We start from the raw sequence: 12,198 nt of genomic DNA, 5'->3' as shown, positions 1-12,198 counted from the left end.
CCGTTATATGCTTTCGCCACGCAGGATCGTCTCGGCGGCATCAGCCAGCACCTGACAGCCGAGCACCAGGTCAGCATCGTTGGTGTTTTCGGTCCAATGGTGGCTAATACCGCCTATGCTTGGCACGAAAAGCATCGCGGCCCGTAATTTGCGGCCAACGACTTGTGCGTCGTGGCTGGCGCCGCTTGGCATCCTCACGTAGGCGCCGGGCGCATGGCGCGCGGCCGCATTTTCTATCGCTGCCTGGAAGGCGGGATCCATATGCCATGGTTTGCCGGTACCGGTCCGTTCAATGTCGGCGCGGCAGCCCGTTTTGGTCACGGTCTCTTCAACCAGCTCCCTTAACCCCGCATCGAGCCGCTCAAGCACCAACATCTCTGAATCCCGGAACTGGAACAGCATCTCTGCTTTGCCCGGAATTATATTGCGGGTGCCCGGCTCCAGCGTGACGCGGCCTGTGGTCCAGACAGTGCGAGGTCCGGCCATTTCAGGAAAACGTTTGGCAATGGCCATGGCCAGCGTAGCTGCAGCGACGCCCGCATCCTTTCGGATAGCCATGCGCGTCGTACCGGCGTGGTTCTGGATGCCGTGGAAGACGATTGAATACTGCCAGATTCCTACGATACTGGTAACAACACCGATCCGCTTGCTCGAGGCTTCCAGCGTGTCGCCCTGTTCTATGTGTGCTTCCAGGTAGCCGACGTGGCGTCCTGGCTCAACCAAAGATCGGGGAACGCCGGCCAGGCCAGCCTCACGGAGCGCCTCCCTGAGTGGCAGGCCGTGATCGACATTCACCGCGCGGTCGATCTCCGCTTCTTCGATGTCACCTACGAACGAACGACTTCCGAGCAAGGGGAGGTAATGACTTTCTTCATCTGCCCACGCGACGGGGGCGATGGAAAGATCGGTACAGTCCGGCGTCTCCGCGAACGCCCGGGCGATCTCGATGCCGTAGATCACGCCAAGCGCCCCGTCGAGCCATCCAGCGTGGTTCTGGGACTCTGCGTGCGATCCGATCAACAGCGATCGCCGTTCCGAGCGCGGCATGCCGAACACATTGCCCACCCCGTCGATATGGGCCTGAAGGCCTAAGGATTCGTATTGCTGAGCAAGCCAGCGGCGGCTGTCCATGTCCTCTTTCGAATAGGTCGGGCGATGAACGCCTGTCCGGTACGCGCCGAATCGCGCAAAACGTCTAAGATCAGAGAGTAACCGCCCTGAGTTGATCTTTGGCATTGCTGCACCACCCTTTCTATCATTCTGAAAATTGAGAGTTTGTTGCTCAGCCCTCCCCTCCAGACGGCAACTTTTCGGAACAAAAACGATACTTGGTCCGCTGGCTCGCAGTTCTCGTGATGAGGCTTCCTGTGGGGGAACCCTCCTATCCTTCCAGCCCTAGCAGCCTCTGGATATGGAACTCACTGCGCTAGGCCTCGCGCTAAGGAAGTTCCAACAGACCAAGCTCGTCTAATAGCGCAGCGCCTGTGCGAATCCCGCTGTAGAAGCAGTCGAGCGTTAGATTTTCATTCGGCGCATGGTTCGCCTCATCGTGGTTTGCGTAAGGCGTTTGGAAAGCAGGGATGCCGAGGATCTTGGTGAAGACATAGCAAGGCAGGCTCCCGAAGCCGGCTGGTACCAGCAAAGGCTCCTCCCCTTGGGCGGTGACGAAAGCACGGCGCAGCGGCGCTGTAAAAGAGGAGGCGATGGGTGTCTTCGAAGGGCACATGCGCCCCTGCGCTACCAACCCCACATCAGGTGCGTGTTTCTCCACATGGGCAGCTACCTTACGAAGGATGTCTTCAGGGTCCTGCGCTTCCACCAGCCGTATGTCGCATTTGACGATCGCTTCGCTGGGCAGGACGGTCTTGCTACCAAGCCCGCCATAGCCGCCATGGAAGCCATTGATCGTCAGTGTAGGCCGGAAGCAGAGGCGCTCGTAGAAAGACCCTTCCTTCGGCGCGTCAAGTCGTGCAAGATCGAGATCTCGCATCAATGCCGCGATGTCGAGTGGCAAACGGTCGATCGCAGCCAAATCCTCCGTTGACGGAGGCTCAATATCATCGTGGAAGCCGTCAATAGTGATTTCACCGTCGGCACTCTTCATGGTGCTGAGCAGGTGTACCAACGTCCAGATTGGATTGGGTACGACGCCACCGAAGTTACCCGAATGCAAATCGCGGCTAGCATGGCGACAACGGAGCTCAAAGGACAGCTCGCCACGCGATCCGAACTTGATCATAGGTGCGCCGCTCGCATGACGCGGACCATCGGCGGTGACGGCAAGATCCGCCTTTAGGATATCCTTGTTGGCCCGCACGAAATTGGCAATGTGCGGGCTGCCAATCTCCTCTTCACCTTCTAATAACAAGATGACATTGCACGGCAGCGCGCCATGCACCTTGAGGTGGGACTCAATTGCCAGTATCTGTGCGAAATGCTGCCCCTTGTTGTCGCCCGCGCCCCGGGCAAAAAGCCGACCACCTCGTATGGTGGGTTCAAACGGCGGCGAGAGCCACCTTTCGATCGGTTCAGGCGGCTGCACGTCGTAATGGCCGTAAAGCAGCACCGTGGGTTTACCCGCCGCCTTCTGCCAGCGCGCGACCACCATAGGGTGCCCTTCGGTCGGCACCAACGTGGTCTCAAGCCCGATCCCGGTGAGCATCATGGCTAGCAGCGTTCCAACTTCGGCGATGCCGACATTCTCAGCACTGATGCTCGGATGCCGGACGTATTCGATCAGACGGTCGAGAAAGCTGATACGATTGATATCGATATGTTCGAAAACTGCGTTCAATGTTTCAGAAGAGATCATGTCTTTGCCTGTAATAAAAGTTACAAGTCAGAGGATACATGGAGGCGCTAGCTAGCAGGCGGCTGCTGCAAATTAGATTCACGTATCGGGGGCGAAGACTCCGGTGAGGTGCACAATGTGACCGTCCCGACCCATGGCGAATGATTCACCACCCGCACATTTCTATCCTCCCCATTGCTCTGGTTCCGTTCTCGCCGCATTTCCAGGTGCGTTAGGCCGCAGACAAGAGTCCCGCCATTTCTTCGGGCGGCGCAGATCTCGATGAAGCACTTATCGTGGCTCCGCCTGCAGAACCGATCGAATGGCGTTTGCGGTCGCATCGACATCGTCATCGCTGATGAGATAGTGGAGGACGGCTCGAACGACGCCTTCGCGGAGCGTACCCATGCGCACACCCCGCTGCGACAGCGCCGCCAGGAATTCCGGGGTCGACAGACCGTCCCGTTCAAGCCGGAAAAACACCATGTTCGTATCAATGACCGACGGCTCGAGGCGAATGCCGAAAATGTCGCGGATCTTCTCCGCAAGCAACTGCGCACGACGGTGGTCTTCACTCAGCCGGTCCACCATGGTTTGAAGCGCCACGATACCTGCACTAGCCATGAAGCCGGCTTGGCGAAGGCCGCCTCCCAAGAGCTTCCGATAGCGTCTCACCCGGTCGATGAAGGGCCTTGTCCCGCACACCATGGAGCCGAATGGAGCGGCAAGCCCCTTCGACAGGCTGAACATGATCGAGTCGAAGTCCTTCGCCATCTCCGCCGCCGAACTCTTCGAGGCGATTGCCGCGTTGAAGATGCGGGCGCCGTCTAGATGCAACTGCAGGCCGTGCTCGTCGGCAAGCTCGCGCACCTGCTTAATATAGGAGGCAGGCAGAACCCGACCGCCACGTTGACAGTGCGGATTCTCCAACACGATGACGCCTGGCGGCGCGCATTGGTAGTCGCTCTTGTCGCGGATCGCCGAGCGCAGATTATCCAGCGACAGCCGCCCGTCGATTTCCGTCGGCACGGGGTGCAGGACGAGCCCCCCCACCACCGAAACGCTGCCGGCCTCGAAGTCGTAGACATCGGAGCGATCGCCAACGATCACCTCGTAGCCGCGGGGACAATGCGCGAGCAACGCAGTAAGGTTCCCCTGGCATCCGCTTGATAGGAAAGCCGAGTCTTCCTTGCCCAACATTTCAGCCGCCAGCGCTTCCAGCCGATTAAGCGTCGGGTCTTCGTCATAACCGGCGTCGCCCACTTTCGCATCGAACATCGCCTGCCGCATCTCCTGGGTGGGGAGCGTTACGGTATCGCTGAGTAGATCTATCATTCTTCTCCCCACAAGTCGCGTTGACGATCAATTTTTGTACAAAGCACCTCGGCCCTCCCCCGATCCACCGGCAGGGGGATCAACAATGCGTGGAGGTCCGCGCCCGCCTCACCTTAAGCCCTTCTGCTGCCACCGCTCGCAATCTGATCTTGGGACTAGGTCCCGGTTGCAGAATTCTGAGTATGTCGCAGCCGTATGCCACCAGGTTGGTCTGGACGAGATTATCGCTTTAACAAAATATAGCGTATAGGAGATGGTTTCGCCCCAAAATGCATCGACCTTTGAAATGCAAACTGCACGTGGCGAGTTTGTTTGAAATGTCGTCAGCTTCTGAGACGCACTTCGGACCACCTTGGCTTGATCCGAGGCAGGCGTAAGGCGGACGCAGAGTCCAAGAACATCGCCTGATCAGTTACAACGCGCCTCTCTCGTGCTTTCAATCGCCCAGTGTCCCGCAACAATCGGTTCTTCCCCCGCGCGCCACCCGCCGATCGGAGAGGCTAGGTCGCCGCAGCCGCCCGACTGTCGCCATGGAACCAATCAGGATACCATCGCGATCAGTAACTAGGAACCGTGCGGCCGCATTCTTTGAATGCTTTCTGCTAAAATTCCCGTCGTCGCCGATGACAACTTTGATGTGCTCGGTGACGAGATCGATACCGTAAGCCAGATGAATTAGTGAAGGAAGCGGGCGTGCCATGAAGCCGCCGATGACTGCGATGACTACTGAGCCGCGCTTCGTCCACCGGAATTCAATGCCGGTCGGCCCCCAGCCAAGGCCGAGAGCTGAATAGTAAACCAAGCGCCCCTTGCATTGCCTTCAACTAGGATGAGCACTCTTATTGGCATTGGCGGTTAACCTCCGTTGCGTGCTGTGCGAACCTCAGAGGTGAGCGTACCATCGTCGGCGATTTGCGGCGTGAAGGTTCTGTAAATTAGTTTGCAGGATCTGTTGCAACGTTTTGGTTTTACCGCCGGCGTGGCACGCATCTCGACGGGCATCGTCACATTAATGGCACTCGGCGGAATGGCTGCTAGTGAGAGGTCGGTTTTAGGTGCCGATCGCCACAGAGTAGATGCCGCCCAAATCTCGAAGGCTGCGGTTTGTCGATCCGAGTGTCGAAACCCCATGGTGACACCTAAGCATTTTCCTCCGAAGAGGGGAGTCACCGCACGGCGAGCTGTTGTGCGATCCGGTCCCTCAACAGGGCCACAACCTTGGTGGTTACGGTCATGCCACGACGGATCACGATGAACCGCGGGACGGGGTCAAGCCGCGATATCAAAGGCAGCGTCAAGCCACCCGATTAGGCAGTTCCTGAAAGAGCGTCAACACACTATCTTTCAGGTCCTGAATAAGGGGGCACAAAAGTGCCCGACCACGCGACGCTAAACGAAGATCACATTTACCGCGCTCCAGCAGCCTGCTGACCGGACCGATACTGGAACGGTTCCCAACAATCTGTTGGGTCGCTCAAACTCGACCACCAATATGCCTATTCGACAGGAAAATGCCCATGACATTTGCAACAATGCCTGCGATCAGTCAGGCGGATGCACGAATTGAGCGCCGACTGCGCGAGCTGGCAACTTGCAATGCAGGGTCGATCTGGGAGGCTCAAGACGAACTCTCAAGCGCGATCGCAGAGGCGGGTATGCACTTTGAGGGCCGAGCGTATCCCGTATGTATACGGCCCCTTGCGATAGACTCCGGTCTAGCCCATCACCTCAGCGCTACCGCCGAGGCCGTCATCAAGCTCCTTGATTTCGCCTCTGAGCTGTATTGTTGCAATGAAGCCGTACAAGATTTATTTCCATCCTATAAACATTTGCGGCATTGGATAACTTGTCTCCCAAAACATCGCCCAATAGTAAGAATATGTCGTCTAGACGGACTTTTCGGCAGTGATGGACATTACAAGATAATTGAAACGAATACCGAATCTCCAGGCGGCGTTATTCAAAACGGCCTCGCTGCAAAAGTCTGGAGCCGTATACCCAATCCGTTGACAGATGGCCTATCACTCGACGTAAGCAAGCAGCCTTTCGCGAGAAATACGAACTGCTTTGTCCAGGAGCTGGTATCTGCCTATCGCGCTGCGACCGACAGCGAACTCAGAACCGCCGCCGTAGTCAACTTTCGCGGCCGCTATACAAACGAAGTAGAGTGGATTGTGAATGGCCTACGAAACGCAGGCGCCAAGGCAGAGTTGCTAGACGTTAGCTCAATGAAGCGAACACCTCGTGGACTAGTCGGCCCGGACGGTGAACTCATAGAACTTGTCTACAATAAAGTAGATCCAAGAGACTTCATTGAATATTCTGGACTAACGGATTACTTGGACGCATGCGCAGCTCAAGAAGTTGTTTCGATAAATCCGTGGATCTCTCAGTGGATATTATCTGACAAGGCTATCCTTGCTGTACTCAGCGATGATCGATTCAAATCAAACTTCGACGTCGAGCAGATCGAGCTTATTGCACGCCACGTTCCATGGACCCGCTTTGTCAGGGTGGGAGAAACAACTGACCCCGAACGGCGTCAAATCGAGCTTATCGGCTACATTCGGAAGAACAAAGCCAATCTTGTTCTGAAGCCCTCTAACGCAACGCGCGGCGAACATGTCTTGGTTGGCCATCTCACATCCTCAGACGTGTGGGAGGAACACATTGAGCGGGCTGCCCTTAGTCCATATGTCGTTCAAGAGTACATCAAGCCCCGGGAGGTTACGGCTATCCACCTGCCAACTCGGTCGATCGAGAAAATGGCATATGGAGTTGATTGCTATGTATTCGGTGGCCGCCTAGCAGGTTTTCAGTCACGCGCAAGCTTCGATCCCGTCATGAACGTTGGGCGAAGCGGCATTCTACTACCGGTCGCTATCGGCTAAATTCGCGAGAGCTCGCCAAAATTTTCTCCTTGTGTGAAGCGCTTTCGTGTCCCGTGGCGTTCTCCAGAGCGTTTCATATCTTGAGAGAATCGTAGGATTGAACGAAGCCGCTGACGTGGCAGATGGTGCGCAAGTTTGCGGGCGAGGCTTCTGTTTTGAAGGATCGCGGCATGTTGAAGCGGGTGAGATAAGCCCTCTGCGGCAGCGCATGATCGAGGACATGACGTCCGCAATCTGTCGCCGGCAACGCAACGATCCTACATCCACGCGGTAGTGAAGTTCTCCCGACACTTCGGCCGTCACTGGAACGGCTTGGCCTTGAGGACGTTCGCGCCTTCCAGGTGCATCTGGTGACGAACGGGACCCCGTGGCCGGCGCCGAACCAGACGGTGTGCGCGCCGCGGTTCTCCTATGGCGTGACGCTGGGCCATGCTGAGATTCCGGAGGGCCTGAGCTTCAAATAAGACTCTGTTCGCTTTTGACCAGCGGCAGGCCCACATTGCCCGTCGCCCTCAGCGCTGGAGGTCCTGGTAGTGTCGCCTGGACCCGAAACACGGCTAGTCTCGACGAGACATGGATCAAGATACAACATGGCCCCGCTTCGCGGCTGGGGGGCCAAGGGGACAGCGCCTGCGCGGCTTCGCTCCGCCCGACCCATTGGGAACCCTGACCTCCTGGGCGCCTGCGCGACCAACTCACCGTACGGCCTATCTCGCCTCATGCCCAGGCGATCCGAATCAGCCGGGGCTAGTCGAAACGGCCGCGACGCTGAAAGGATCGGCGAAGCGGGAAGCATAGTCGCAGGCCGAGGCGATCGAAGGCGCGATCACGGTGCCACGCCAGGAGCCGTCATGAACAGACGGACATGGCCCTCCGCTTCGCGACAGCGCGAACCTGCGCGTCGAGAGCCTTGATGCGCATACTATGGAGCGGCCGGCCTCCATCATTGCCGCGACGATTATCTTGATCTCAGGCGCAGTAGCTGGCTCACCGGAGACCGGCACAGCGCAGCTGTCCAAATCTGGCGCGATTAGTCATGCCAGAGACCGCGTGAAATGCGATCGGCCAAGAGCTGCGGGCGGCACGTCTCACGTTAAGGCGATGATACCCCCGTTGAACGGCGCGACCTGGCTCGATCGGGAAGCAGGCCCGTTTATCATCTGCAGGACCAAGAATGCCCTATTTGTTTCAACTGACGGAGTGAATTGCAACGAAGCCTTTGATGTCTTCGTCAAGACAAAGCTCTATATCGATTCGAACGTGCGAAAATTTAAGAGCATGATTGCCCTTGATCGTGTCAAGTTCGAGCCACGTATCAAGGTGTAGTGTTTCAAGGTATAGTTTTTTGTGAGTTGCGCTGAAACCGAGTCGCCCATCGCACGCGCAGCTTCGGATTGTTTTGCGTGGAGGCTGTGCATCTAGATTTAAGATTAGTCGCCGGCACACGATCCATCGACAGGGCAAGGCGCCAGTACCATTGGAGTATGTCCATATCCAATCCTTCAGGGCGCTTGGTGCCGATCAAGGAGTTCTCTAACCCTCTGTTTGCGGTGCATCTCAGCGTGCGCCCAGCGCTCCCGTATGTCTCCGCGTTTCAGCTGCAGGTCCTGAAATAGCGTTTTTGCTACAGAAACCTGGTCGTCGGTTTGTGATTTTTCATGGAATGAGGACCCTGTTTAAGGGGTGATTTTCGTCCAAACCTTTTGCGCGAAAAACCAGGGTCCCGATTCCACGGTCATTGACAGACCGGTCTGGCAAAGCGAGCCAAAACTTCTCGAATGGCTCGCCGGACTTTGACTGTTATGTGCCCGCCGTCATCGAGAACCGTTGGAGAGACGACGGCAGGGCACATAACCGCGCGGGACACAAATCCCGACAATCTGAAGTCTGGTGTCAGCCGCGCCAGTTTCTACGATCCCGAGACCAACCGGCGCCTGGGCGTCGTCAGCGAATGGTCAAGGCGACGGCGTCGCGCCGAGCAGGCATCCGATCAGCAACTCCACAAGGTGCCGTCAGCCAGAACGATCGCGCGGCTGATGACGACGGCCCGTGATCATCTGAGCAAATCCGACACCGTCATGATCGCCGCCATCGAGGCGGGCGTGCCCCTGCTGGTGGAAGCACGCAACCTGATCGCCGGTTTCCATTCCATGATCCGCAAGAAGCTTGCCGATGATCTCGAGCCATGTATCGACACCGGCAAAAGCCTCATCGCGTCTTTCGTCAAGGGCATCATTCGCGACCATGCCGCCGTCCGAGCCGCGATCACCGAACCATGGTCCAACGGTCAAACAGAGGGACAGATCACCCGAGCTCAAGCTTGTGAAACGGCAGATGTATGGACGCGGAAAGCTCGACCTCCTGTAAGCCAGGCTGATCGGTGCCGTATGATCCCCGAACTTCATCGAGAGTGATGCGTCAGACCCCGTTTTGCGCGCCGATCCAAGGGCCCCATTCCGAGCCGATTGACATTTCTGCATCGCCGGCATCCCACATGGCCGGCCTCCTGAATTGCTGCCGTGGGAATGGAGAAAGCCCGATGGGCAAGCGGCCGCCGCTTGAACCAGCTATCGCCCACGTATTCACGATCCGGCGCGTCGCCAAAATCATGGCCGCGATGGAGACCTGCTGTGAGACCCGCCGGACCAGCTCGAGCCCGAAGATGGTAGGCTGTGGGTCTACGATATCGATGGAAACCAAACCCTTGCCTTTCCCGACTTCGGCATCGAGACCCTTTTCGAGACCGCGCCGGGTTCGCTAAAGCTGCGGGCCAGGCCGTCGGCGTAGCCGGCTCCGATCGTTGCGAGACGCGTTTCTTGATGCGCCGCCATAACCGACCTTTGTGCCTGCTGGCATGATGAGCTCTGCACGACAGCGACATCGATGCTGACACCGGCTCCATCGGATTCGGTTCCTCGGCAGTCGGTGCGTCTTCACCCTCCTTCCAAGCCGTCCGTAAGCCCGACAGGAACCGGTCGAGAGACGGATCGACCGCCACAACCGATGGCGTGCCGGACCTGTCGGCGATGTCGACGAGGCGCTGCTGCGCCATCCGCGTCTTGCTCAGCAACCGGACAGGGTCCAGCCGCGCATATGTTTGCGCGGCGCGAACCGGTTCCGGCGTCCGCGGGTCCGCCGGCAATCGTTGGCAGGGCGTCGTCGGGCGAGAGGCGTGGCGTGAAGAAGGGGTCGCGCACCAGCCCGACCTGGTTCTCAACCTACCCCTTCTCCCAGCCCGATGCCGGCGTGCAGGCGACCGGCCGACGAGATAGTGGCTGCACATCTGCAGAGCGGCGATTGTATTGCCGGTCCTTGCCGACGAAGACCGTCTCCACCCGCCGCCTTCATGTTATGGGATGGACGCCTCTCTCTTCTGCGGCACAATTAGGTGCCAACTTGAAGGAGGAAAGCATGACAATGGATTTGCTCGCGATCGATCTTGGAAAGCAGTCGTTTCACCTGCACGGTATCGATGCCGATGGTGTGCTCGTTTCGCGTAAGGTTAGCCGGGCGAAGCTCGTGGAGGCCGTGAACGAGATAGCGCCAGAGAAGATTGCGATGGAGGCCTGCGCCAGCGCCCATCATTGGGGTCGCTAGTTCACGCGCGACGGTCGACGGGTTCGACTGATCAACCCGCTTTGTGAAGCCGTTCGTGCGCGGCTCGAAGAACGACGCGGTAGACGCGGAAGCGATTTACGAGCCAGCAACACGCCCGACCATGCGCTTCGTGCCGGTGAAGTCGATCGAGCAGTAGGACTTGCAGTCGCTGCATCGCATCCGGGAGCGTCTAATCGTCCAGCGCACTTCGCTCATCAATCACGCCCGCGGCCTTTTGGCCGAGTATGGCATCGTATTGCCATAGGGACCATGGCGCTTTGCCGCCCAAGCACCGACGGCAATCGAGCAGGCTTAAATGTCTGACCTCGGGCGCGAGTTGTTCGCGGAACTTCTCGACCAATTCCGTGACATCAATGTACGCGTCGCCAAACTCGATGCGAAGATCTTCGAGATTTGCCGAGAAAGGGAAGATTGCCGCCGCCTGGCCGAACTCCCCGGCGTCGGTCCGATCATCGCGACCGCGCTCGTTGCTAGCGTCGATGTTGCCAGTCACTGATTCGGGCCGCGAACTCGCTGCGTGGATCGGACTGGTGCCACGACAATACACGACCGGTGGTAAGCCTCGTCTCGGCGGCATTGGCCGGCGTGCCAACCATTATCTGCGCCGGCAGATGATCCATGGTGCCCGCGCTGTGATCACTTTGCGAAGCGTGATGACAGTCGCTCGCTCTGGCTGAAAGGAATCGTCGAGCGCCGCGGCTTCAACAAGGCGCTCGTGGCGCTTGCCAATAAGACGGCGCGCACCGCATGGGCGCTGCTGACGCGAAAGGAGAGTTACGCCGCCGCCTGAGCGCCGGCCCACAGATCGCTGCCTTCGCGACGATGAGCGAGGTAGACACTGATGGCACTAAGGCACGGACCGCAGCTTCAAAGCCTGATTTACGACAGGGCCTACGAGGCCGCTCATGTTATGAGGACCGAGGCAGCGGATTCCCATCAAGGCCAGGAGCGTGATCGCTCCAGCGACAGGCCGGATAGATTCACGCATCTCATTCCGTGCGCTACCCGCACTTTACCTTGCCCGGGAGGCGTCCGTAGATTGTCGTAGATTCCGCGCGTGCAGGCGCCGCGGAAGAAGGCAAACGCCCGCTCGTGGGCGTCGAAGACCATCTCCTGCGTCTCACGCGGATAGGCACGCACAAACATCATGCGACTGTGACAAAGCCGGACATGGGCGACCTTTACGGTCAGCGTCACGCCATTTCAGGAGGATGATCTCGGGACTCCAGTCAAACTGGTAGGCATCGCCCGGCGGGAAAAACGGAAAAACAGCGGCACATAGGCTTCTGCAGAAGCCGATCCTCGTGGGCTGCATCCACCGCTTCGCGTAACGCCGAACGGCATCGTAGCTGCCCCTTAAGCTTCTCGTAAATCCGGATCAGTGTCAGTCGCTCGCGGGCCGCCCTGCCGTGGCTGGCAGCAAGAACGCGGTCAAGGTCGACATTCCATGGTCCCATCTTCGGCATTGGCTGATCAACCGTAAGCGCGAATTTCCCCGCACCTTTTGCTGTTGAGTGCTCTGATGCATGCAGGTGTCCACCAAAATAGGTGGACACCTTGTGA

General features: G+C 58.1%; 6 protein-coding genes and 5 pseudogenes. 5 read left to right on the top strand and 6 right to left on the bottom strand.

Annotated elements, in window-relative coordinates:
- Positions 1-3 precede the first annotated feature (3 nt).
- The 4 genes from NKJ90_RS31200 to NKJ90_RS31185 all read right to left on the bottom strand — a co-directional run bounded on the left by NKJ90_RS31200 (position 4) and on the right by NKJ90_RS31185 (position 4,928).
- Positions 4-1,236 (bottom strand): hydantoinase/carbamoylase family amidase, encoded by a 1,233-nt coding sequence (locus tag NKJ90_RS31200; protein WP_352487602.1) that lies wholly within the window; start codon positions 1,234-1,236, stop codon positions 4-6.
- Positions 1,237-1,438: 202 nt separating this feature from the next.
- Entirely contained in the window at positions 1,439-2,812 is a 1,374-nt protein-coding gene (locus NKJ90_RS31195) for a M20/M25/M40 family metallo-hydrolase (protein ID WP_352487601.1), read from the bottom strand.
- Between the two features lie 270 nt (positions 2,813-3,082).
- Positions 3,083-4,126 (bottom strand): GntG family PLP-dependent aldolase, encoded by a 1,044-nt coding sequence (locus NKJ90_RS31190; RefSeq protein ID WP_352487600.1) that lies wholly within the window; start codon positions 4,124-4,126, stop codon positions 3,083-3,085.
- Positions 4,127-4,562: 436 nt separating this feature from the next.
- Positions 4,563-4,928, bottom strand: coding sequence for an ATP-grasp domain-containing protein (locus NKJ90_RS31185; protein ID WP_352487599.1), 366 nt, complete (start codon positions 4,926-4,928; stop codon positions 4,563-4,565).
- Between the two features lie 715 nt (positions 4,929-5,643).
- Here NKJ90_RS31185 and NKJ90_RS31180 point away from each other — a divergent pair.
- The 4 genes and pseudogenes from NKJ90_RS31180 to NKJ90_RS31160 form a co-directional block, all read left to right on the top strand.
- Entirely contained in the window at positions 5,644-7,017 is a 1,374-nt protein-coding gene (locus NKJ90_RS31180) for a hypothetical protein (protein ID WP_352487598.1), read from the top strand.
- A gap of 208 nt (positions 7,018-7,225) precedes the next feature.
- Positions 7,226-7,475, top strand: a pseudogene (locus NKJ90_RS31175) (phage integrase N-terminal SAM-like domain-containing protein); the annotation flags it as partial.
- 466 nt (positions 7,476-7,941) lie between these two features.
- Entirely contained in the window at positions 7,942-8,343 is a 402-nt protein-coding gene (locus NKJ90_RS31165; RefSeq protein WP_352487597.1) for a hypothetical protein, read from the top strand.
- Between the two features lie 608 nt (positions 8,344-8,951).
- A pseudogene (locus NKJ90_RS31160) lies at positions 8,952-9,384 on the top strand (transposase); the annotation flags it as partial.
- A gap of 311 nt (positions 9,385-9,695) precedes the next feature.
- Here NKJ90_RS31160 and NKJ90_RS31155 read toward each other — a convergent pair.
- Positions 9,696-9,946, bottom strand: a pseudogene (locus NKJ90_RS31155) (alanine racemase C-terminal domain-containing protein); the annotation flags it as partial.
- Between the two features lie 488 nt (positions 9,947-10,434).
- Here NKJ90_RS31155 and NKJ90_RS31150 point away from each other — a divergent pair.
- Positions 10,435-11,425 (top strand): annotated as a pseudogene (locus NKJ90_RS31150) (IS110 family RNA-guided transposase).
- A 239-nt stretch (positions 11,426-11,664) separates the two neighbouring features.
- Here NKJ90_RS31150 and NKJ90_RS31145 read toward each other — a convergent pair.
- Positions 11,665-12,198: pseudogene (locus tag NKJ90_RS31145) on the bottom strand (IS21 family transposase); the annotation flags it as partial.

The organism is Mesorhizobium sp. M0051 (assembly GCF_040323235.1).
Lineage (GTDB): Bacteria > Pseudomonadota > Alphaproteobacteria > Rhizobiales > Rhizobiaceae > Mesorhizobium.
Note: the sequence above shows the minus strand (reverse complement) of the source record. Positions and strands in the feature narration are given on the sequence as shown.

Bases quoted from the DNA above. Each gene is read 5' to 3' on its own strand.
- NKJ90_RS31200 (WP_352487602.1), bottom strand. From the start codon at position 1,236: ATGCCAAAGATCAACTCAGGGCGGTTACTCTCTGATCTTAGACGTTTT.
- NKJ90_RS31195 (WP_352487601.1), bottom strand. From the start codon at position 2,812: ATGATCTCTTCTGAAACATTGAACGCAGTTTTCGAACATATCGATATC.
- NKJ90_RS31190 (WP_352487600.1), bottom strand. From the start codon at position 4,126: ATGATAGATCTACTCAGCGATACCGTAACGCTCCCCACCCAGGAGATG.
- NKJ90_RS31180 (WP_352487598.1), top strand. From the start codon at position 5,644: ATGACATTTGCAACAATGCCTGCGATCAGTCAGGCGGATGCACGAATT.
- NKJ90_RS31165 (WP_352487597.1), top strand. From the start codon at position 7,942: ATGGAGCGGCCGGCCTCCATCATTGCCGCGACGATTATCTTGATCTCA.